At 71.4% G+C, this 21,016-nt stretch carries 18 protein-coding genes; 5 read left to right on the top strand and 13 right to left on the bottom strand.

Annotated elements, in window-relative coordinates:
• Positions 1-83: 83 nt before the first annotated feature.
• The 5 genes from C6376_RS04165 to C6376_RS04145 all read right to left on the bottom strand — a co-directional run bounded on the left by C6376_RS04165 (position 84) and on the right by C6376_RS04145 (position 5,040).
• Entirely contained in the window at positions 84-2,429 is a 2,346-nt protein-coding gene (locus C6376_RS04165) for an ABC transporter permease (protein WP_107442154.1), read from the bottom strand.
• Complete coding sequence (locus C6376_RS04160) at positions 2,426-3,115, bottom strand: ABC transporter ATP-binding protein (protein WP_107442153.1); 690 nt, start codon at positions 3,113-3,115, stop codon at positions 2,426-2,428. Before C6376_RS04160 ends, C6376_RS04165 begins: the two co-directional genes overlap by 4 nt.
• Positions 3,112-3,636: a PadR family transcriptional regulator gene (locus C6376_RS04155; protein WP_107442152.1), complete on the bottom strand. Its 525-nt coding sequence runs from the start codon at positions 3,634-3,636 to the stop codon at positions 3,112-3,114. Before C6376_RS04155 ends, C6376_RS04160 begins: the two co-directional genes overlap by 4 nt.
• 145 nt (positions 3,637-3,781) lie before the next feature.
• The gene (locus C6376_RS04150; RefSeq protein WP_107442151.1) at positions 3,782-4,081 is read right to left on the bottom strand and encodes a hypothetical protein; all 300 of its coding nucleotides are present in this window, start codon (positions 4,079-4,081) and stop codon (positions 3,782-3,784) included.
• The gene (locus C6376_RS04145; protein WP_107442150.1) at positions 4,078-5,040 is read right to left on the bottom strand and encodes an SPFH domain-containing protein; all 963 of its coding nucleotides are present in this window, start codon (positions 5,038-5,040) and stop codon (positions 4,078-4,080) included. Before C6376_RS04145 ends, C6376_RS04150 begins: the two co-directional genes overlap by 4 nt.
• A gap of 278 nt (positions 5,041-5,318) precedes the next feature.
• On the opposite strand from C6376_RS04145, the gene C6376_RS04140 reads away from it, so the two are divergent.
• Positions 5,319-7,748 (top strand): transglycosylase domain-containing protein, encoded by a 2,430-nt coding sequence (locus C6376_RS04140; protein WP_107442149.1) that lies wholly within the window; start codon positions 5,319-5,321, stop codon positions 7,746-7,748.
• 105 nt (positions 7,749-7,853) lie between these two features.
• On the opposite strand, the gene C6376_RS04135 is transcribed toward C6376_RS04140, so the two are convergent.
• The 4 genes from C6376_RS04135 to C6376_RS04120 form a co-directional block, all read right to left on the bottom strand.
• Positions 7,854-9,965 carry an ATP-binding SpoIIE family protein phosphatase gene (locus C6376_RS04135; RefSeq protein ID WP_107442148.1) on the bottom strand — a complete coding sequence of 704 codons (2,112 nt, stop codon included), beginning with the start codon at positions 9,963-9,965 and terminating at the stop codon, positions 7,854-7,856.
• A 316-nt stretch (positions 9,966-10,281) separates the two neighbouring features.
• Positions 10,282-10,974 (bottom strand): DUF402 domain-containing protein, encoded by a 693-nt coding sequence (locus tag C6376_RS04130; RefSeq protein WP_173985577.1) that lies wholly within the window; start codon positions 10,972-10,974, stop codon positions 10,282-10,284.
• 73 nt (positions 10,975-11,047) lie between these two features.
• A complete protein-coding gene (locus C6376_RS04125) occupies positions 11,048-12,433 on the bottom strand; it encodes an aspartate ammonia-lyase (RefSeq protein WP_107442146.1) in 1,386 nt (461 codons plus the stop codon).
• A 117-nt stretch (positions 12,434-12,550) separates the two neighbouring features.
• On the bottom strand, positions 12,551-14,218 hold the full coding sequence (locus tag C6376_RS04120) for a fumarate hydratase (protein ID WP_107442145.1): 1,668 nt from the start codon (positions 14,216-14,218) through the stop codon (positions 12,551-12,553).
• A 167-nt stretch (positions 14,219-14,385) separates the two neighbouring features.
• Here C6376_RS04120 and C6376_RS04115 point away from each other — a divergent pair, with 167 nt between their 5' ends.
• Together C6376_RS04115 and C6376_RS04110 are read left to right on the top strand one after the other, a co-directional pair.
• Positions 14,386-15,072, top strand: coding sequence for a DUF1707 domain-containing protein (locus C6376_RS04115; protein WP_107442144.1), 687 nt, complete (start codon positions 14,386-14,388; stop codon positions 15,070-15,072).
• Positions 15,073-15,198: 126 nt separating this feature from the next.
• Positions 15,199-15,576, top strand: a complete 378-nt coding sequence (locus C6376_RS04110; protein WP_107442143.1) for a WhiB family transcriptional regulator — start codon at positions 15,199-15,201, stop codon at positions 15,574-15,576.
• Positions 15,577-15,645: 69 nt separating this feature from the next.
• On the opposite strand, the gene glpX is transcribed toward C6376_RS04110, so the two are convergent.
• Positions 15,646-16,680: a class II fructose-bisphosphatase gene (gene glpX / locus C6376_RS04105; protein ID WP_107442142.1), complete on the bottom strand. Its 1,035-nt coding sequence runs from the start codon at positions 16,678-16,680 to the stop codon at positions 15,646-15,648.
• A gap of 130 nt (positions 16,681-16,810) precedes the next feature.
• Here glpX and C6376_RS04100 point away from each other — a divergent pair, with 130 nt between their 5' ends.
• Complete coding sequence (locus C6376_RS04100; protein ID WP_107442141.1) at positions 16,811-17,335, top strand: DUF4245 domain-containing protein; 525 nt, start codon at positions 16,811-16,813, stop codon at positions 17,333-17,335.
• A gap of 64 nt (positions 17,336-17,399) precedes the next feature.
• On the opposite strand, the gene C6376_RS04095 is transcribed toward C6376_RS04100, so the two are convergent.
• The 3 genes from C6376_RS04095 to xseA form a co-directional block, all read right to left on the bottom strand.
• Entirely contained in the window at positions 17,400-17,990 is a 591-nt protein-coding gene (locus C6376_RS04095; protein ID WP_107442140.1) for a malonic semialdehyde reductase, read from the bottom strand.
• Between the two features lie 323 nt (positions 17,991-18,313).
• Positions 18,314-18,538 carry an exodeoxyribonuclease VII small subunit gene (locus C6376_RS04090; protein WP_107442139.1) on the bottom strand — a complete coding sequence of 75 codons (225 nt, stop codon included), beginning with the start codon at positions 18,536-18,538 and terminating at the stop codon, positions 18,314-18,316.
• Positions 18,539-18,550: 12 nt separating this feature from the next.
• The gene (gene xseA / locus C6376_RS04085) at positions 18,551-19,759 is read right to left on the bottom strand and encodes an exodeoxyribonuclease VII large subunit (RefSeq protein ID WP_107448761.1); all 1,209 of its coding nucleotides are present in this window, start codon (positions 19,757-19,759) and stop codon (positions 18,551-18,553) included.
• Positions 19,760-19,924: 165 nt separating this feature from the next.
• On the opposite strand from xseA, the gene C6376_RS04080 reads away from it, so the two are divergent.
• A complete protein-coding gene (locus C6376_RS04080; RefSeq protein WP_107442138.1) occupies positions 19,925-20,989 on the top strand; it encodes a 4-hydroxy-3-methylbut-2-enyl diphosphate reductase in 1,065 nt (354 codons plus the stop codon).
• Positions 20,990-21,016: the final 27 nt, after the last annotated feature.

The raw sequence follows: 21,016 nt of genomic DNA, 5'->3' as shown, positions 1-21,016 counted from the left end.
ACCCGCCGTGAACGCGGACGGTCCCTCCCCGGGCGGGGAGGGACCGTCCGCGTTCACGGGTCATACCGTGCGCGGGTGGCACGTCATTCCGTGCGCAGGCCGTCCGGCCGCATCAGCCGCAGCAGCGGCGGCAGGCTCAGCAGCGTCACCATCAGGACGATCGCCGCGCCGAAGCCGGCCATCGCCAGCACGCTGCTCCAGTCGACGCGGACCGTGGTGCCCGTCATCTTCAGCAGGATCGTGCCGAGCGTGAGACCCACGGTCAGGGCCAGCAGCAGTCCCAGCGCGATCGGGACGGCCGTCTGCCACAGCACCGACAGACTCAGCGTGCGCCGCCGGGTGCCGAAGGCGACCAGGGCCGACAGCAGCTTCTTGCGCTCGCGCAACTGCTCCAGCTGCGAGACCAGCAGACTCGCCCCGATCAGCAGCAGCACACACGCGGACCCGAGGGACAGGCCGGTGCGGATGGAGGAGAACTTCGTGTCCTGCCGGGTGGCCGACCAGTTCATCGGCTGGGACAGCGAGTCCAGCCGCGCCGCCGTGTTGCGTGCGTGGTCGTAGGCGTCCGGCACCGACTCGTCGAGCGACAGGTACAGCTGACCGCGGAGCACCGTCGCGGCCTCTTCGGGCACCGCGCCGGGCGTCATCAGGAAGCCGCCGCGCCGCTGACCGGTCATGTCCTTGATCGACTGCGCCTCCCGCACGCCCGCGGGCACCGTCCAGACGGTCTCCGTCGTCCTCCCGGGGAAGGAGCCGCCCGTCTCCATGTACAGCTTCTTGCCGGGCACGTTCAGCTTCGGTCCGTCGGTGGAGTAGTCGCTGCCGTTGAGGACGAACAGGTCGCCGTCCTTGCACGACGGCAGCTTCGCCACCTCGCGCAGGGCCGTGCAGTCGCCGACGGTCAGCTCGGTGGAGAGGTCCGGGCCGTCCTTCGACTGCCAGGACCTGTCGCCCAGGTACTCCTCCCCCAGGGCGATGACCTTGCGCACGCCCGTGGTGTCGGCGAACGCCTGCCTGCTCTTCGCCAGCGACGGCCCGCGCGGCACGGTCACCTGCATCTGGGCGAGATGCACGTCCTTGCCCGTGGACTCCGTGTAGTTGCTCTCGACCCCGGCGAACAGCATCTGCAGGGCGATGGCCCCGGCCACCGCCACCGCGATGCCGTTGACCATGCGGGCCGCCGTACCGCTGCTCAACTGCAGTCGCCTTACGGCCAGTTGCCAGGCGACACCGCCAGCGCCGAGCCGGGCGACGACCTTCTCGACGAGCCACGGCAGCAGGGCGGTGACCCCGATCAGGAGCAGCAGGACGCCGCCGGTGACCTGGTACTGGTTGAACTCGCCGTTGCCGCTGCCCTGCCCGATCATGGGGTAGAGCATCGCGAGGCCGGCCACCGGCAGCAGCAGCCGCCACCACAGCCGGCGCCGCGACGGCTTCGCCGACCGGACCACGCCTAGCGGTTCGATGACCACGCCGCGCAGCGCGAGCAGGGTGACCAGCACCGCGGCCGAGGGCACGGCCAGTGCCACCAGCGCGGCCAGCGCGGGGGAGGGATCGAGGTAGCTGGGCCACACGCTGACGTGCATCACCTCGACGGTGCCGGCCAGCTGGCGGCCGATCAGGAAGAAGACCGTGCCGAGGACCAGGCCGAGCAGCGAACCCGCCATGGCCTCGCCCGCCGCGATGCGCCGGGTCATCCCGCCGTCCGAGCCGATCAGCCTGAGCGCGGCGAGCCGGCGGTCGCGCCGCTCGCCGCCGAACCGCACGGCGGCGGCGATGAACACGGCGACGGGCATCAGCAGCACCACGATGACCACGAGGATCAGCAGGAGCAGCACCGGGTCGGTCTTCTCGCTGGTCGGCTGCGGGTTCCCGAACTTCTTCAGCCGGGTCGCCCCGTAGCCGTCGACGCGCGTGGCGAGTCCGGAGGCCCCCGAGTAGTAGGCGAGTTCCTGTGAACCGATCAGCCCGCTCTCGCCGATGGTCCCGACGACGCGGTACGGCAGCCGTTCCCGCAGCAGCGCCGAGCCGTCGGCGGCGAGCAGCTTCTTCAGGGCGGGCGAGACCACCATGTCGCCCTTGGCCGGGAACCGGCTCACGCCGGGAGGCAGCGGCGCGCGCGGCCCCTCCGGCTCCACCATCCGGCCGCGGACGTCCTTGTCGCGGAACGTCGTGTCGACCTGCGCGATGAGCAGGGTGTCGTCGGCCTTGGGCGGCGGCGGGTCGACGAACGACCAGTCCAGTCGGGCCTCTTCGCGGTCGTGCCGCACCGAGAGCACGTTCGGCACCGCCGTCGTCAGCAGCAGCACGGCGACGCCGAGTCCGACGCCCACGGCCGTCAGAACGGCCCGGATCCATCCCTCCCGTCCGCCCGAGAAGGCGAACCGGACCCCCAGGCCCAGATCCCTGGCCCACTGACGCAGACTCATACGACCCGCTCCATGTCCCGCGACCTACCGTCCCGGACGACGATCTCGCGGTCCGAGTAGGCTGCGACCCGGGCCTCGTGCGTGACCAGGACGACGGCCGCGTTGGCCGTCCGGGCGGCCTCGGTGAGCAGCTCCATCACGCGCTCGCCGTTGAGCGAGTCCAGCGCGCCGGTCGGCTCGTCGGCGAACACCATGCGGGGGCTGGTGACGAGCGAGCGCGCCACGGCGACCCGCTGCCCCTGTCCGCCGGAGACCTCCCCGGGCCGCTTCCTGCCGAGGTCGTCGACCTCCAGCCGTTCCATCCAGCTCAACGCGGTGCGCTCGGCCTGCTTGCGCGGGGTGCCGTTCAGCCGCAGCGGCAGCGCCACGTTCTCCACGCAGGTCAGCTCGGGCACGAGCTGGCCGAACTGGAACACGAACCCGAACTCCGAGCGCCGCAGCCGGCTGCGCTGCGCGTCGTTCATCGTGGCGAGGTCATGGCCGTCGTACATGATCGACCCGGAGTCGGGCGTCACGATGCCGGCGAGGCAGTGCAGCAGGGTCGACTTCCCGGAGCCGGACGGGCCCATCACCGCGACGACCTCGCCGGGGTGGATGGAGAACTCGGCGCCGTCCAGCGCCATCGTCGGGCCGTAGGCCTTGCGCAGGCTCTCGGCGACGAGCAGGGATCCCCCGGGGGCGTTCATGCGGTCACCGTGGCCTTCAGTCTGTCGAGGCGCGCGGCGGTCAGTTCCAGCCAGCGCAGATCGGCCTCGAGGTGGAACAGGGCGTGGTCGCAGATCAGCTGGTCGGCCAGATCGCCCCTGCGCTTGCGGTCGGTCAGGATGCGCATGCTGCGCAGGTGCTCCGCACGCTGCTCGTCGAGGATGTCGGCGGCGTCGCGGCCGGTGAGCAGCGCGAGGACGATCTTCGTGTAGAGCGTGGACTGCAGGTACGGTTCGGGCTTCTCGGGCGTGGCGAGCCACCGCTCGACGTCGGTGATCCCGGCGTCGGTGATCGCGTACCGCTTGCGCTCGGGGCCGCCGCCGGCCTCGATGCCGTCGACCTCGACCAGGCCGTTCTTCAGCAGCCGCGACATCGTCGAATAGACCTGGCCGTAGTGCAGCGGCCGGTCATGACCGAACTTCTCGTCGAAGGCCCGCTTCAGGTCGTAACCGTGGCGGGGGCCGGACTCCAGGAGTCCCAGAAGGGTGTGACCGATGGACATGCCAACGACTGTACATGCGGTGTATACCCGGCGTGTATACGCAGAGTGCGCAGGTGGCAGCGTGGGGTGGGGGTACGCAGGCGGGAGACGGTTGTCACCGTTCTGCAACAGCCGTACGGACTCTCGGGTGTCCGGGGCGATGGACTCAGGCCGTCGGCGGCCCGGGCGGGGCCCCGCCCGCCGGACCTCCTCCGGACGGGCTTCCTCCGGGTGGGCGTCCGCCGGGGGGCCGGCCGCGGCGGGGCATGGGGCCGGTGTCGCCGGGCAGGCGCCCCGCCTCCCGCAGCGCCCGCCGCAGCAGGAACTCGATCTGGGCGTTGGCGGACCGCAGGTCCTCCCCGGCCCACCGGGCCAGCGCCTCGTACACCGCGGGGTCCAGCCGCAGCAGCACCTGCTTGCGCTGCGGCCGGCCCTGAGGGGCAGGCCCCCCGGAGGGGGTGGTCACTGGTAGAGGGTTCCGGTGTTCAGCACCGGCTGGGGCGCGCGGTCCCCGCACAGCACCACCATCAGGTTGGACACCATCGCCGCCTTCCGCTCCTCGTCCAGTTCCACGATGCCCTGCTCGGCGATCCGGCCGAGCGCGGCCTCGACCATCCCCACCGCCCCGTCGACGATCTCCCGCCGGGCCGCGACCACCGCGCCCGCCTGCTGGCGCTGGAGCATGGCCGAGGCGATCTCGGGAGCGTAGGCGAGGTGGGTGAAGCGGGACTCTATGATCCGCACACCGGCCGCCTCCACGCGCGCGTGGAGCTCCACGGCCAGCTTCTCGGTGATCTCCTCGGCGTTGCCGCGCAGCGAGAGCCCGTCCTCGTCGTGCGAGTCGTAGGGGTACTCGATGGCGATGTGCCGCACGGCCGCCTCGGTCTGGGTGGAGACGAACTCCAGGAAGTCGTCCACCTCGAAGGAGGCCTGCGCGGTGTCCTTCACGTTCCACACCACGACCGCGGCGAGTTCGATCGGGTTGCCGTAGGCGTCGTTGACCTTGAGCACGGCCGTCTCGTGATTGCGGACCCGGGTGGAGATCTTCTCGCGCGAGGTGAACGGGTTCACCCAGCGCAGTCCGTCCTCGCGGATGGTGCCGCGGTAGCGGCCGAAGAGCTGCACCACGCGGGCCTCGCCCGGCGCCACCGTGTTCAGCCCGCACATGGCGAGGAACGCGGCCACCGCGACGATGATGCCGAGGGCGATCAGCGCGCCCTTGAGGGCGGCCGCGGTCGCCACGGCGCCCGCGGCGATCGTCCCGCCGCCGGCCAGCAGGCCGAGCAGGCCGAGCAGCAGCGCGGCCCCGCCGCCCACGCTGTGCGCGGGGAACTCGTGCACGCGCGGGGCGGGCATCTCGGGCGCGTCGGCGGTGTCGGCGGCGTGGGTGTGCTCGGCGGTGGCCGAAGGGTCGTGTGCGGACATGGTGGTCCCCCGTCTCTCGTCAGCAGCTGATTCAGTGATCGACTGTCTAGCTAAGTGATATCACTTTACCTCGGGATGGCAACCCTGAGCCCCTCTCGAACGTCGAATCGGTGGGGAGGCTCTACCGGTTCCGCCGTGCGGGGTGCGCATTCTCACGCCCTGCGAAGGTCGGATCGGGAGCGCGTCGTCATGGAGAGCGGTGTTAGCTTTCTGAGCTGACCTGGCCCTGCCCCGGGCACTGGTGTGACTGCCGAGTAGGAAGCGGAGCGAGCGGACTCATGGGACGAGCGGAAGAGAGACGAGCGCGACAGCGCGGTGGCCGCCGCGCGGCGCCCAGGAACCGCTCGACGGAGACGGAGTCGGTGGCGCCCCCCGCACCCGGGACCACCGGCGGGACCGGCGCCGCGACCGGCGGTCGCGCGGCCGCCCGCAGAGGCGCGAAGAAGAGCGCCAAGGGCGGCAGGGGGAAGGCGGGGAAGGCCGGCAAGAAGGACAAGAGCCTCATACGCCGGATCTTCACCTGGAAGAAGATACTGGGCACGTTCCTCGGCCTCGCCGTCGCCGTGATCGGCGCCTTCGTCTGGCTGTACATGAGCACGCCGATCCCCAAGGGCAATCCCGACGCCGACCTGCAGAGCAACGTCTACAAGTACGGCGGCGGCGCCATCCTCGCCCGCGACGGCACGGTCAACCGGGAGAACGTCGACCTCGCCTCGGTGCCCAAGGCCGTCCAGCACACCTTCGTCGCCGCCGAGAACAAGACCTTCTACACCGACGCCGGCGTCGACTTCAAGGGCACCACCCGAGGCATCCTCAACACCCTCATGGGCAAGGGCGCGCAGGGCGGTTCGACGATCACCCAGCAGTACGTCAAGAACTACTACCTGAGCCAGGAACAGACCGTCACGCGCAAGCTGAAGGAACTGGTCATCTCCCTCAAGCTGGACCGGGAGGAGTCCAAGGACTACATCCTGGCCGGCTACATCAACACCAGTTACTACGGCCGCGGCGCGTACGGCATCCAGGCCGCCGCCCAGGCCTACTACCGCGTCGACGCCGACAAGCTGTCCGTCGCGCAGGGCGCCTACCTCGCCGCGCTGCTGCAGGCGCCCAGCCAGTACGACTGGGCCGCCGCCTCCCCCACGGGCAAACGCCTGGTCACGGCCCGCTGGAACTACGTCCTGGACAACATGGTCGAGCAGGACTGGCTGAAGAAGTCGGAACGCGACGCCATGAAGTTCCCGGTCCCCCTGGACCCGAAGCCCGCCCCCGGCAAGGAGGGTCAGGTCGGCTACCTGGTCGACGCGGCCAACGCCGAACTGGCCCGCCAGCTCGTCGCCCAGGGCGCCGCCGACGATCTCGAGTCGGCCAACGCCCTGGTGCGCAAGGGCGGCTGGAACATCGAGCTGAACATCGACAAGGGCAAGCAGAAGAAGCTCGAAGAGACGGTCAAGGAACAGCTCACCAGCAAGCTCGACAAGAAGAAGCGCAAGGTCGACGGCAACGTCCAGGCCGGCGCGGTGTCCGTGAACCCGAAGACGGGCGCGGTCGAGGCGATGTACGGCGGCGTGGGCTACACCGACCACTTCGTCAACAACGCCACCCGCACCGACTACCAGCCCGCCTCCACCTTCAAGCCCGTGATCCTCGCCGCGGCCTTCGACGAGAACGCCAAGACCCAGAAGGGCGAGCAGATCACGGCCGACACCATCTACGACGGCACCAGCAAGCGCCCCGTCGTCGGCAGCGACATCGGCTTCGCGCCGGAGAACGAGGACGACCAGGACTACGGCGACGTCACCGTCCAGACGGCGCTGAACCAGTCGATCAACTCCGTCTTCGCGCAGATGGGCGTCGACGTCGGCATGCCCGAGGTGCTGAAGGTCGCCGGCAACCTCGGCATGGACACCAAGGGCCTGAAGGCCGTGCCGGCCCAGACCCTGGGCACCATGAGCGCGAGCCCCCTGCAGATGGCCGGCGTCTACGCCACCCTCGACAACCACGGCAAGAAGGTCACCCCGACGATCATCAAGTCGGCGCAGAACAGCGCCCACCCGTCGTTCAAGCTCGCCAAGGCCATCGGCGGCCAGGTGATCGACAGGGAGGCCGCCGACTCCGTCACCTCGGTCCTCACCGGCGTGGTCGACGACGGCACCGCCAGGAAGTCCGTGCGTGACAACCCGTTGCGCAAGGGCCAGAAGGTGGCCGGCAAGACGGGAACCTCCGACAACAACAAGTCCGCCTGGTTCACCGGCTACACCCCCGACCTGGTGACCTCCGTCGGCCTGTTCGGCGAGGATGCCAAGACCCACGCGCAGGTGCCGCTGACCGGTGCGACGACGGGCCTGACCGGCACCGCGGGCCGGATCAACGGCGGTACCTTCCCGGCGCAGATCTGGGCGACGTACACCTTCGGCGTCTCGACCGAGGTCAGCAAGTTCGACCTGGACACCGACCAGGGCGCGGCGGTCCGCACGGCGCCACCGTCGCCGTCCTCGTCGCCGAAGCCGAGTTCGTCGCCGTCCTCGTCGCCCAAGCCGTCCTCGTCGCCGTCCTCGTCGCCGAAGCCGAGCACGTCGCCGTCCTCGTCGCCGTCCTCGTCGCCGAAGCCGAGCACGTCGCCGACGGGCGGCAACTCCACGGAACCGAGCCCGGACCAACCGCCCACCGGACCGGGTGATCCCGCGAACCCGCTCGTGGGCCAGTAGCGCAGGCGCACGGGAACAGCGCGGAGGGGCGCCCGGAGATCTCCGGGCGCCCCTCTCTGCGTCACACTTCGGCGGACCTTCCGTGGGCGGGAGGCCCTGTGCCGCCTACCCCCGGTTCAGCTCGAACCAGACCACCTTGCCGGTGCTCAGCCGCGTCGCACCCCAGCGCCGGGCAAGCCGGTTGACCAGGTAGAGACCACGACCACCCTCGTCTGTCGCCCGGGCCTGCCGCAGCCTGGGCAACTGCGGCACGTCGTCCCCGACCTCGCAGCGCAGCACGTCGGTGCGCAGCAGCCGCAGCGTCACCGGCCGCGAGGCATACCGCACCGCATTGGTGACGACCTCGCTGACCAGCAGCTCCACCGAGTCGGACATGTCCTCCAGACCCCACCGGCACAGCGCCCGCCGGGCCAGCCGACGGGCCCGGCCCGGCGCCGCGTCCTCCGGTTCCAGCAGCCAGTACCCCACGTCGCTCGGCGCGATCCCGTCGAAGCGGGCGGCGAGCAGCGCGATGTCGTCGTCCCGGTCGCCCGGGCCGAGCATGTCGAGCACCTCGTCGCACAGCGCCTCCAGCGGCGGCGGATGGTCGGGGCCGGTGAGCTGCGCGGTGGCCGCGAGTTTCTCCCGCAGCTGCTCTATGCCCGTCGCCACGTCCCGCAGCCGGGACTCCACCAGGCCGTCGGTGTACAGCAGCAGCGTCGCCCCGGCCGGCGCGTCCAGCTCCACCGCCTCGAAGTCGACCCCGCCGACGCCGATCGGCGCGCCCGGCGGAACCCGCAGCACCTCCGCCCGGCCGCCCAGATGCAGCAGGATGGGCGGCGGATGGCCGGCGTTGGCGATGGTGATGCGGTGCGCGACCGGGTCGTAGACGGCGTACAGGCAGGTCGCCATACGGTCGGTGCCCAGCCGCTGGGCCTGCTCGTCGAGGTGGTGCAGAACCTCCTGCGGCGGCAGGTCGAGACCGGCGAGCGTCTGCGCCGTGGTGCGCAGCTGACCCATGATGGCCGCCGACGTCATGGAGTGCCCCATGACGTCGCCCACCACCAGCGCCACCCGGCTGCCGGGCAGCGGGATGGCGTCGTACCAGTCGCCGCCGACCCGCGCGGTCTCCGCCGCCGGAAGGTACCGGGAGGCCAGCCGCACGCCCGTGGGACGCGGCAGGGTCTCCGGCAGCATCGTGCGCTGCAGTTCGTCGGCGATGTACGCCTCACGGTCGTACAGCACCGCCTTGTCGATGCCCAGGGCGCTGTGGGTGGCGAGCTGGGCGGCCACCAGCAGGTCGTCGTTCTCGAACGGGATGCGCTCCGGACGGCGCAGGAACACCGCGGCGCCGATCACCCGGCGACGGCCCCGCAGCGGGGCCAGGATGGCCCGCTGACCGCCCGGCACCGCCAAGGTGCTGTCCGTGCCCAGGAGTTCGGGCAGCGCGGCGCGTGCGGCCGGATGGTCGGCGAACACCGGACGCACCCCGCGCAGCACCTCCGCGAGCGCCCCGCCGGGCCGCACCTCGCACATGTCGCCGACCGAGGCCGACAGCTCCGCGGTCAGCTCCGCCGGCTCCGGGAGCGGCAGGGCCAGCGCCGCGAAACCGGTCTCGGTGTCCCGCTCCTCCGGGATCCGGTCGGTGCGGCGCAGCCGCAGCATGATGCGGTCCGCCACGGGCCGCTCGTCGCCGACCGGCAGCGGATCGCGCAGATAGACGAGGATCGCGTCGGAGAAGGTCGGCACGGTGGCCCGGCACAGCCCCATCACGATCTCGTCCAGGTCCAGACCGCGGGCGATCCGCCGGGTGGCGGCGCCCACGAACCGCAGCCGGTCGCCCTCCCGCCGCATGGGCGTGGGCCGGCCGGGCGTCACCCCGACGCCGGCGCGCCGCTCCTGCCCGCCGGGACCGCGCTCCTGGTGCCCGTCACCGCCCGGCTGGGCCGGAATCGACTCGGGCGCCGGGCGCGGCCGGTGCGTGTCGGACTCCGCGGTCGCCGAGGGCTGGGAGTGCTCGGCGCCCGCACCCGCCTCCGCGTCGGCCGCGTCCTTACCCGTGGCTCCCTGGCCGCCCATGTCGCCCTTTCCGCCCTTGCCGCACGTCGTCGTACCCGAGGCGTCGGGCGGTAAGGCGGACGGGCCCGGCGCGGGGGCCGGAGTATGCAGGAGTGCCCCACGGGGGTCCGTGGGGTCGACGCCCTGGGGGCGTTCGTAGGAGGTGGGCTGCTCCGTCACGCGTGTCGAATCCGTCCGTCCGGGGCTGCGCGCCGCGCGCGCAGTTGGTCCCGCAGGAAACCCGATACCCGGAATACGTGCCCCCGGAACGGAATTCCCGCGTGGTCAGAGGTTGTTCCTGTGTCATCGGTGGACCGCTCGCGGCCCGGGTGGCCGACGCGGAGCGTGCGGCCGGTGTTGCCCTCGTACCCCTCGCTCACGTCCTGCCGCCCCTCGGTGACGTTCGGTCAGACCCGGCGACTGCTCCGGGAGTTACTGCCAGCGTGCCTTGCGGAGGACGATCCTACGTTTGTTGCCCGGGGGCGCATCAAGGGTCTCATGTGGACATGTGCGCGGGCGTACGGTCCCAGTCCTCCGGCAGCAACGGTACGGCCCAGGACGGATCCGGGCGCCAGTGCTGCCAGCCCTCGTCGAACGGCGGCCCCCAGGCGCGGATCGTTTCCAGCGCCCCGCGGCCCGCCAGCAGCACCTGTTCGGCGACCGTCCGGTCCATCAGTCCGTCCTGCTGGGCCTGCGCGAACTCGTCCTCGTCGCGCCAGCCCCAACTGTGATCGGGGTAGACGCAGATGTCCAGAAAGTGGTCCTCGGAGTCCACTCCGCCGTCCCAACGGACAAGCGGCTCCTCCAGGTTGACGTACCAGTTCTTGAACTGCCAGCCCGGCTCCCAGAAGAGCCACACCGACCAGGGCTCGCCCGGCCGGGCCAGCTTCAGCACACCGGTGCCGAACCAGCGGTCGCGCTGCACCGTGCGCGGTTTGGTGTAGCGGGTGCGCAGCGGCTCCCGGTGCGGCGGTGTGCCGTCCGCGAGCACCGGCTTGACGCACTCGGTGCCCGGCGCGAGCCAGACCGCCAGCACCTGCGCGTCGTCGCGCACCACGGTGACCGGGCGGGCGATGTGGAAGCCCGCGCCGCCGTTCTCCCGGTAGCGCCACAGGATCCGGTCCCCGGGCGCCCAGAAGGCCGTCGCATCGCCCGATCCCACGCGTCTCACCGCTTCACCTTCTGCCATGCAGAGATATTAGGTGCCATGGCCATATGACGCTGCGGCGCGTGACACGGTTCTCACGCCGGGGCGTGAAAGGTCACGGGCGCGTCATCCGCAGGACATCCAGGGCCTCGTCGAGCTGCTGGACCGTCAGGTCCCCGCGTTCCACGTATCCGCCCGCGAGGACCGTCTCGCGGATCGTCCTGCGCTCCGCGAGCGCCTTCTTGGCCACCTTCGCGGCCTCCTCGTACCCGATGTACTTGTTCAGCGGGGTGACGACGGAGGGCGAGGACTCGGCGTACTCGCGGGCGCGTTCGCGGTGGGCGACGATCCCGTCGACGGTGCGGTCGGCGAGCAGCCGCGACACGTTGGCGAGCAGCCGGACCGACTCCAGCACGTTCTTCGCGATCACCGGCAGCATGACGTTCAGCTCGAAGTTGCCCGCCGCGCCCGCCGTGGCCACCGTCGCGTCGTTGCCGACGACCTGCGCGGCGACCATCAGGACGGCCTCCGGGATCACCGGGTTGACCTTGCCGGGCATGATCGAGGATCCGGGCTGGAGGTCGGGGAGGCTGATCTCGGCCAGTCCGGTACGCGGCCCGGAGGCCATCCACCGCAGATCGTTGGCGATCTTCGTGAGGCCCACCGCGACGGTCCGCAGCTGCCCGCTGGTCTCGACGATCCCGTCCCGCGCGCCCTGGGCCTCGAAGTGGTCGCGCGCCTCGGTCAGCGGCAGCCCGGTGCTCCGGGCGACCTCCTCGATGACGGCGGCGGAGAAACCGGGCGGCGTGTTGATGCCGGTGCCGACGGCCGTGCCGCCCAGCGGGAGCTCGGCGAGCCGGGGCAGGGAGGCGGTGAGCCGCTCGACGCCGTATCGCACCTGGGCGGCGTAACCGCCGAACTCCTGGCCGAGGGTGACGGGCGTGGCGTCCATGAGGTGGGTCCGTCCCGACTTCACGACGTCGGCGAACTCCTCCGCCTTGCGGCCCAGGGCGTCGGCCAGGTGCTCCAGGGCGGGGATCAGATCACGTGTGACGGCGGCGGTGGCGGCGATGTGGATCGAGGACGGGAAGACGTCGTTGGAGGACTGCGAGGCATTGACGTGGTCGTTGGGGTGCACCTCGCGGCCCAGCCGTTCGCCGGCCAGGGTGGCGAGCACCTCGTTGGCGTTCATGTTGGACGATGTGCCGGACCCCGTCTGGAACACGTCCACGGGGAAGTGCTCGTCCCACTTCCCCTCGGCCACCTCGCGGGCCGCCTCCTGGATCGCCTCGGCGATTTCCCCGTCGAGCACCCCGAGCCCGGCGTTGACCTTCGCCGCCGCCCCCTTGATCCGGGCGAGCGCCTCGATGTGCGCCCGCTCGAGGCGCTGCCCGGAGACGGGGAAGTTCTCGACGGCACGCTGGGTCTGCGCCCGCCACTTGGCCTCGGCGGGCACCCGGACCTCGCCCATGGAGTCGTGCTCGATGCGGTAGTCGCTCATGACCCGTACAGCGTGCGGGGCGCCCCGCTTGTTCCTGGCGCGCGGCCGTTCGGGCCACCGCGCAGGGGGACGAGCGGGGGCGTACCGGTGCGCCCGTGCGCCGGTACGCCCGCGACGTCAGCCCAGCCCCGGCCCCCGGACCGGGATCGACGTGAACGTCGGCGCGGGGGCGGGGTTCTTGAAGAAGTCGTTGCCCTTGTCGTCGACGACGACGAACGCCGGGAAGTCCTCGACCTCGATCTTCCAGACGGCCTCCATGCCGAGCTCCTCGTACTCGACGACCTCGACCTTCTTGATGCAGTCCTGCGCGAGGCGCGCGGCCGGCCCGCCGATCGAGCCCAGGTAGAAGCCGCCGTGGCTGCCGCAGGCGTCGGTGACCTGCTGCGAGCGGTTGCCCTTGGCCAGCATCACCTTGGAGCCGCCCGCCGCCTGGAACTGCTCGACGTAGGAGTCCATGCGGCCCGCCGTGGTCGGGCCGAACGAGCCGGACGCGTACCCCTCGGGGGTCTTCGCGGGACCGGCGTAGTACACCGGGTGGTCCTTGAGGTACTGGGGCATCTCCTCGCCCGCGTCCAGCCGCTCCTTGATCTTGGCGTGCGCGATGTCGCGGGCCACCACCAGCGGACCGGACAGCGACAGGCGGGTCTTGACCGGATACTTCGTCAGCTCGGCCAGGATGGCGTCCATCGGCTGGTTCAGGTCGATCCGCACGACGTCACCGGACTCGTCCAGGTGCTCGTCCGTGGTGTCGGGCAGGAACCGCGCCGGGTCGGTCTCGAGCTGCTCGAGGAAGACACCCTCGGCGGTGATCTTCGCGACGGCCTGGCGGTCGGCCGAGCAGGACACGGCGATCGCGACCGGGCAGGAGGCGCCGTGCCGCGGCAGACGGACCACCCGCACGTCGTGGCAGAAGTACTTGCCGCCGAACTGCGCGCCGATGCCGATGCGCTGCGTCAGCTCGAAGACCTTCTCCTCCAGGTCCTTGTCCCGGAAGCCGTGGCCGAGCGGGGAGCCCTCGGCCGGGATCTCGTCCAGGTAGTGCGCGGAGGCGTACTTGGCGGTCTTCAGCGCGTACTCGGCGGAGGTGCCACCGACGACGATCGCCAGGTGGTACGGCGGGCAGGCGGCCGTGCCCAGTGAACGGATCTTCTCCTCCAGGAACTTCATCATGGAGGCCTCGTTCAGGACGGCCTTGGTCTCCTGGTAGAGGAAGCTCTTGTTGGCGGAGCCGCCGCCCTTGGCCATGAACAGGAACTTGTAGGCGCCGCCGTCGGTCGCGTACAGCTCGATCTGTGCCGGGAGGTTGGAGCCGGTGTTCTTCTCCTCCCACATCGTGAGCGGAGCCATCTGCGAGTAGCGCAGGTTGAGGTTCAGGTAGGCGTCGTAGATGCCGCGGCTCAGCGCAGCCTCGTCGCCGCCCTCGGTGAGGACGTTCTGCCCGCGCTTGCCCATGACGATCGCGGTGCCGGTGTCCTGGCACATCGGCAGCACGCCGGCGGCCGCGATGTTCGCGTTCTTCAGCAGGTCCAGCGCGACGAACTTGTCGTTGCCGGACGCCTCGGGGTCGTCGATGATCCGGCGCAGCTGCGCGAGGTGCGCGGGGCGCAGGTAGTGCTGGATGTCGTGGATCGCCTCGGCGGCGAGCTTGCGCAGCGCCTCCGGCTCCACCTTGAGGAACGTCCGCCCGTCGGCCTCGAAGGTGGAGACACCTTCGGAGGTCACCAGCCGGTACGGGGTGGTGTCCTCTCCCTGGGGGAGCAGATCGGTGTACGCGAACTCAGGCATCGGTGCCCATTCCTCACTCGACGGACGGCGCCCGCCTCCATCGGCGGGCGCCCACCAGCGTAGGACCTGCCCCCGGCGGCGAGCCTGTGAGGTAGGGCTCAGTGGTCGCCGCGGCCCGGCGGCGGCCGGGGCTATCGCGATCTATCGTGTGTCGGTACGCTGCTGTCGTGGACCTTCAGAAGCAGACCGCCGCACCCACGCCGGCCGCCGAGCTGCGCGCCTCGGACGCCGACCGGGACCGTATCGCCGACATGCTCCGCGAGGCCCTCGCGGAGGGCCGGCTGACCGCCGACGAGCACGCCGAACGGGTCGAGGGCGTGCTGGCCGCCAAGACGGTCGGCGAGCTGCAGGCGTTCGTCCGGGACCTGCCCGCGGCGCACGAGCGGCGCGCCGCACCCGCCTCCGTTCCCGGCCGGCCCGCGGCGGGCGCGATCCCCGCCGACCCCGACGACAACGTGGTCGCGGTCTTCAGCAGCGCCGTCCGCCGGGGCCGCTGGCGCGCCGGCCGCCGCATCCACGCGTACGCGGTCTTCGGCACCGTCGAGATCGACCTCACCGAGGCGCTCTTCGAGTACCAGCAGGTGGTGATCAAGGCGTTCTCGGTCTTCGGCAACGTGGAGGTCCGCGTCCCGGAGAACGTCTCGCTGCGCGGCACCGGCGGCGCGGTCCTCGGCAACTTCGAGGTGGACGCGCTCGACTCCCCGCAGTCCGACGCCCCGGTGGTGTACGTCGACGGTTGGGCGGTGCTGGGCAACATCGAGGGACGGCCGAAGCGGGGCAAGCTCGTGGCGGACATTCTCGATCGGGTCCAGGACAAGGTGGACCGGAGTCTGCGCAGGCATCTGGACCGGTGACGGTCGTCCGACGGCGCGCGTGTCCCCCGGCGGCGACGGTTGGGAACTCAGTGCATAGGCACGCGCACAGCGGGTAGGCCTGCTGCATCGTCTCTCGCTCGCGAAGCCGTCGTCAGGAGAAGACCCGTGCTGCAACCGCCGCATTCGCCCCTGCAGGTCGCCGCCGTCCCGGCCCGGCGGGTGCCAGGGCGCGACAGGGACCAGGACGACCCCTGGCACACCGACGCGGTGTGCCGGCGCGACGAGGCGGGTCTGTTCTTCGCCCCCTCCAAGGAGCCCACGGCCGCCCGGCTCTCCCGGGAGGAAGCGGCGAAGCGGGTGTGCGCACGCTGTCCCGTCATGGTCGAGTGCCGCGAGCACGCGCTGCTGCAGCCCGAGCCCTACGGTGTCTGGGGCGGTCTGACCGCCGCCGAGCGCCGGGTGGTCCTCGCCCGGCGGCGCCGCCGCGACGTGGAACTGCAGAAGACGGTGCGCGCCGCGGACCGCATAGCCCAGGCGGGATGAACGAAGGGCGCCCCCTCCGCACCGGGGGCGCCCTCCTCGGCTGCTTTCCGGCCCTGTCGGGCCGGCGGCCTACTTGGCCCGGTCGAAGTCGACCGCGCTGTAGGCCCGCAGCTTGCTCAGCCGGTGCTCGGAGTCGATCCGCCGGACCGTCCCGGACTTCGACCGCATCACGATCGAGTCGGTGGTCGCGGTCTCCGACCGGTACCGGACGCCCCGCAGCAGTTCACCGTCGGTGATGCCGGTGGCGACGAAGAACACGTTCTCGCCGGTCACCAGATCCTCGGTGGTCAGCACCCGGTCGAGGTCGTGCCCGGCGTCGATCGCCCGCTGCCGCTCCTCGTCGTCCTTGGGCCAGAGCTTGCCCTGGATGACGCCCCCCAGGCACTTCACGGCGCATGCCGAGATGATGCCCTCGGGGGTGCCGCCGATGCCGAGCAGCAGGTCGACGCCGGTGCCCTCGCGCAGCGCCAGGATCGAGCCGGCCACGTCGCCGTCGGAGATCAGCTTGATGCGCGCCCCGGTCGCCCGGATCTCCTCGATGATGCCCGCGTGCCGCGGCCGGTCCAGGATGACGACGGTGACGTCCTCCGGCGTGGCCCGCTTGGCCTTCGCCACCCGGCGGATGTTGACGTCGACGGGCGCGTTGATGTCGACGAACTCGGCGGCCTCGGGGCCGGTGACCAGCTTGTCCATGTAGAACACGGCGGACGGGTCGAACATCGCGCCGCGCTCGGTGGCCGCGAGGACGGCGATCGCGTTCGGCATCCCCTTCGCGGTCAGCGTGGTGCCGTCGATGGGGTCGACGGCGATGTCGACCTCGGGGCCGGTCTGGTCGCCGACGCGCTCGCCGTTGAAGAGCATCGGGGCTTCGTCCTTCTCGCCCTCGCCGATGACGACCACGCCGTTCATCGACACGGTGGAGACGAGGGTCCGCATCGCGCGTACCGCGGCGCCGTCGGCGCCGTTCTTGTCCCCGCGTCCCACCCAGCGGCCGGCGGCCATCGCGGCCGCTTCGGTCACCCGGACGAGCTCCAGGGCGAGGTTGCGGTCCGGGGCCTCGGAGGGGACATCGAGTTCGGACGGCAAGTGATGATGCTCGGTCATCGGAGCGCACCTTTCTGACTGATACGACGACGGCCGGATGAGGGTTCGATCTCCGACTCTATCGTCAGTCCGACAAAATGAGCAGGGGACCCCACGGATGAGCGCATCGGGCACCTGCGACGATAGGGGCGTGGCAGGTTCGAACGGCAGGCAGAAGACGGCCCGGGACATGATCCTCTCCCTGGGGCTCATCATGATCGCGGCGTGGGTGATCTATCTCTTCATCCCTCACGACGACCGCGCTCCCGACGTCAAGCGGGTCGACTACCGCGTCGAACTCCTCACGGCGCGCCGCGCGGCGTCGTACCCGGTGGCCGCGCCCGAGGGCCTGCCGAGCAGCTGGAAGGCCACCTCGGTGCGTTTCCGGGGCGACGAATTCGACGCGTGGCACCTCGGTTTCCACACCCCCGAGGGGGAGTACGTGACCATCGAGCAGTCCACCCAGCGGCGCTCGCAGTTCATCGAGGAAGCCAGCCAGGGGGCGACCGAGACCAAGGTCACCGAGCAGATCGGCGGGCGCACCTGGATCCGCTACACCGGTGGCCGCTACGACGCGCTCGTGCTGAAGGACGCCGGCGGCTCCACCACGGTGGTCGCGGGCACGGCCGGCTTCGGCCCGCTCTCGACGATGGCCGGCGCGCTGAAGCTGGCGTGAGCGCCCCGGACGTACGAGGAGGCCCCCGGCGCACTGCCGGGGGCCTCCTCGTGGGTCAGCGGTCTCAGACGGTGGTGACGACCTCGTCGTAGGCCAGGCGCGGAGAGCGCGGGTACCAGGCGCCCTCGCCCGGCTTGCCGATGTTGACGACCATCAGCGGGGTGTGGTCGTCGTCGAGGAACTCCTTGCGGACGCCCTCGAGGTCCACGCCGGTCATCGGGCCGGCGGCGAGGCCGGCGGCGCGGACGCCGATGATGAAGTACGCGGCCTGGAGGGCGGCGTTCAGGGCGGCGGCGCCCTCGCGGGCCGGGCGCTCGCTGAAGAAGAGCTCCTTGGCCTGCGGGAAGGCCGGGAACAGGGTGGGCAGCTCCTCGTGGAACTCGTTGTCCGCGGAGAGGATCGCGACCAGCGGGGCGGTGGAGGTCTTGGCCTGGTTGCCCTCGGCCATGTGCCGCACCAGGCGCTCGCGGGCCTCGGGGGAGCGGACCAGGGTGACGCGCAGCGGGGTCTGGTTGAACGCCGTCGGGCCGTACTTGACGAGGTCGTAGATCGCCTGGACCTGCTCGTCGGTCACCGGCTCGTCGGTGAAGGTGTTCGCGGTGCGAGCCTCGCGGAACAGCAGGTCCTGGGCGGCGGCGTCAAGAACGAGAGACATGCGGGGGCTTCCTTCTGATGGCGTCCTGATCCGGTACCGGACCGTGGTCCGGATCGGCTGACGGCACCGACAGTACGGGAGGTAAGTTCAACTTTCAACAAAGATGGGGGCGGGGTGATCCGCTTCACATCACCCGTACAGCCACCCCCGCGACCCGGGGGTCGCCCGCACCCTGGCGTGCGGCGGCCCGCACCTGGCGCCGGGGTCGCCCTCCCCTCCGTCGCAGGGGTCGCCGGCACCCCGTCCCAGGAGTCGGCCGTCCCCGGCCGGGACCGAGCTGCGGTCGGGACCGATCTGCGGCCGGTACCGGGCTGCGGCCCGGCTCACTGCTCCTCCGAGGTCCCCTCCTCCTCGGCGAGCGCCGCGTCCAGCCGCTCCCGGGCGCCTTCCAGCCAGCGCCGGCACACCTTGGCCAGCTCCTCCCCACGCTCCCAGAGGGCGAGGGACTCCTCCAGCGTCGTGCCCCCCGCCTCCAGACGCCGTACGACCTCGATCAGCTCGTCGCGGGCCTGCTCGTACCCGAGCGCCTCGTCCGTCGTGCTCTTCATGTCCCTGTGTTCCTACTCGTCGACTCGAACGGTGAACTCGCCCCCGGCCACCCTCGCGCGCAACGACTCGCCCGCCGCCGCCTCGCCCGGGGCCCGCACCACGTGCCCATCGGCCTTCTGCAGCACCGCGTACCCCCGCTTCAGCGTCGCGGCCGGCGAGAGAGCCACCACGCGTGCGTGCGTGTGACCCAACTCGGAGTCCGCGCGGTCGAGGAGGTGGCCGAGCGTGCGCCGGGCGCGGTCGGCGAGCGAGGCCACGAGATCGGCCCGCTCGTCGATCATCCGGTGCGGATCCTGTATCGCGGGCCGTGCCAGCGCGTGGGCCAGCCCGCGCTCCTCCCGCTCCAGATACGCCTGCGCGCAGCGCCGCGCCCGCCCGCGCAGCATCCGCACCCGCTCCAGCTCCTCGCCGACGTCCGGCACCACCTTCTTCGCGGCGTCGGTCGGCGTCGAGGCACGCAGGTCGGCCACATGGTCCAGCAGCGGGTTGTCCGGCTCGTGCCCGATCGCCGAGACGAGGGGCGTGCGGCAGGCGGCGACGGCCCGGACCAACTGCTCGTCGGAGAACGGCAGCAGGTCCTCGACGCTGCCGCCGCCCCGCGCGACGACGATCACGTCCACCTCATCCAGCGCGTCCAGCTCCTTCACGGCCTGGACGACCTGCGTCACCGCGTGCACGCCCTGGACGGCGACGTTGCGGACCTCGAAACGGACCGCGGGCCAGCGGTGCCGGGCGTTCTCCAGGACATCCCGCTCGGCGGCGGAGGCCCGGCCGCACACGAGGCCGACCAGCTGCGGCAGGAACGGCAGCGGTTTCTTCCGAGCCGGGTCGAACAGCCCCTCCGCCGCCAGGGACTTCTTCAACTGCTCCAGCCGCGCCAGCAGCTCCCCGACGCCGACCGGCTTGATCTCCACGGCCCGCAGCGACAGCTGCCCGCGCGGCGCGTACCACTCCGGCTTCGCGTGGACGACGACCCGCGCGCCCTCGCCCACGACGTCCGCGACCGCGTCGAAGACCTGGCGGTAGCAGGTCACGCCCACGGAGATGTCGTGCGAGGGGTCCCGCAGGGTGAGGAAGACGACCCCGGCGCCCGGACGCCGGGACAACTGGGTGATCTGCCCCTCGACCCACACCGCGCCGAGCCGGTCGATCCAGCCTCCGATGAGCCGCGACACCTGACCGACGGGCAGCGGGGCGTCCGCGGACGTGTTCACAGCCATGCCGACGACAGTATCGGCCGGCACCGACAACGCGGGAGCGGCCGATCGGCCCGGTCTCGGCTCCCCCTCCGGGGGAGCTCGCGGACGAGGGCCGTCCGGGACCGGACCGGGGGGTGCGGGGACGGCAGCCCCGCGTCGCCGACGGCCGCCGGACACGGCCTTACGATGGGACACATGACTGCTTCGCCTGGCCGCCGCCGTGTCCTGCTCGCCGCCCCCCGGGGCTACTGCGCGGGCGTCGACCGTGCCGTGATCGCCGTGGAGAAGGCCCTGGAGCAGTACGGGGCCCCGGTCTACGTCCGGCACGAGATCGTCCACAACAAGTACGTGGTGCAGACCCTGGAGAAGAAGGGCGCGATCTTCGTCGAGCGGACGGAGGAGGTGCCGCCGGGCAACATCGTCATGTTCTCCGCCCACGGTGTCGCCCCGGTCGTCCACGAGGAGGCCGCGCGCGGGCGCCTCGCCACCATCGACGCGACCTGCCCGCTGGTCACCAAGGTCCACAAGGAAGCGGTCCGCTTCGCCCAGGAGGACTACGACATCCTCCTGATCGGGCACGAGGGCCACGAGGAGGTCATCGGCACCTCCGGCGAGGCCCCGGACCACATCCAGCTGGTCGACGGCCCCGCGGACGTCGCCAAGGTCGAGGTCCGCGACCCGTCGAAGATCGTGTGGCTCTCCCAGACCACCCTCTCCGTCGACGAGACGATGGAGACGGTCGACGCTCTGAAGGAGAAGTTCCCGCAGCTCATCTCCCCGCCCAGCGACGACATCTGCTACGCCACGCAGAACCGTCAGCTCGCGGTGAAGCAGATGGGCGCGGAGGCGGAACTGGTCATCGTGGTCGGCTCCCGCAACTCCTCGAACTCCAAGCGCCTGGTCGAGGTCGCCAAGCTCGCCGGTTCCCGCGAGGCCTACCTGGTGGACTTCGCGAGCGAGATCGACGAGGCCTGGCTGGACGGCGTGACGACGGTGGGCGTCACCTCCGGCGCCTCCGTCCCCGAGGTCCTCGTCGAGGAGGTGCTGGCCTGGCTCACCGAGCGCGGCTACGGGGACGTCGAGCTCGTCAAGGCCGCGGAGGAGCACATCACCTTCTCGCTGCCCAAGGAGCTCCGTCGCGACCTGCGCGAGGAGGCGGCGGCGCTGGCCGCCGACCGCGGCGGGAGCGGCACGACGTCCGGCACGACCTCGGGTACGGCGTCCGGTGCGGCGGGTACCTCGACCGAATGACGGTCCGTCGGGCGTCGTAACGTGGAG

The organism is Streptomyces sp. P3, from assembly GCF_003032475.1.
Classification (GTDB): Bacteria; Actinomycetota; Actinomycetes; order Streptomycetales; family Streptomycetaceae; genus Streptomyces.
Note: the sequence above shows the minus strand (reverse complement) of the source record. Positions and strands in the feature narration are given on the sequence as shown.

Bases quoted from the DNA above. Each gene is read 5' to 3' on its own strand.
- C6376_RS04155 (WP_107442152.1), bottom strand. From the start codon at position 3,636: ATGTCCATCGGTCACACCCTTCTGGGACTCCTGGAGTCCGGCCCCCGC.
- C6376_RS04120 (WP_107442145.1), bottom strand. From the start codon at position 14,218: ATGCCTGAGTTCGCGTACACCGATCTGCTCCCCCAGGGAGAGGACACC.
- C6376_RS04090 (WP_107442139.1), bottom strand. From the start codon at position 18,538: ATGAAGAGCACGACGGACGAGGCGCTCGGGTACGAGCAGGCCCGCGAC.
- C6376_RS04080 (WP_107442138.1), top strand. From the start codon at position 19,925: ATGGGACACATGACTGCTTCGCCTGGCCGCCGCCGTGTCCTGCTCGCC.
- C6376_RS04145 (WP_107442150.1), bottom strand. From the start codon at position 5,040: ATGTCCGCACACGACCCTTCGGCCACCGCCGAGCACACCCACGCCGCC.
- C6376_RS04095 (WP_107442140.1), bottom strand. From the start codon at position 17,990: ATGTCTCTCGTTCTTGACGCCGCCGCCCAGGACCTGCTGTTCCGCGAG.
- C6376_RS04165 (WP_107442154.1), bottom strand. From the start codon at position 2,429: ATGAGTCTGCGTCAGTGGGCCAGGGATCTGGGCCTGGGGGTCCGGTTC.
- xseA (WP_107448761.1), bottom strand. From the start codon at position 19,759: ATGGCTGTGAACACGTCCGCGGACGCCCCGCTGCCCGTCGGTCAGGTG.
- glpX (WP_107442142.1), bottom strand. From the start codon at position 16,680: ATGACCGAGCATCATCACTTGCCGTCCGAACTCGATGTCCCCTCCGAG.
- C6376_RS04125 (WP_107442146.1), bottom strand. From the start codon at position 12,433: ATGAGCGACTACCGCATCGAGCACGACTCCATGGGCGAGGTCCGGGTG.
- C6376_RS04160 (WP_107442153.1), bottom strand. From the start codon at position 3,115: ATGAACGCCCCCGGGGGATCCCTGCTCGTCGCCGAGAGCCTGCGCAAG.
- C6376_RS04140 (WP_107442149.1), top strand. From the start codon at position 5,319: ATGGGACGAGCGGAAGAGAGACGAGCGCGACAGCGCGGTGGCCGCCGC.
- C6376_RS04130 (WP_173985577.1), bottom strand. From the start codon at position 10,974: ATGGCAGAAGGTGAAGCGGTGAGACGCGTGGGATCGGGCGATGCGACG.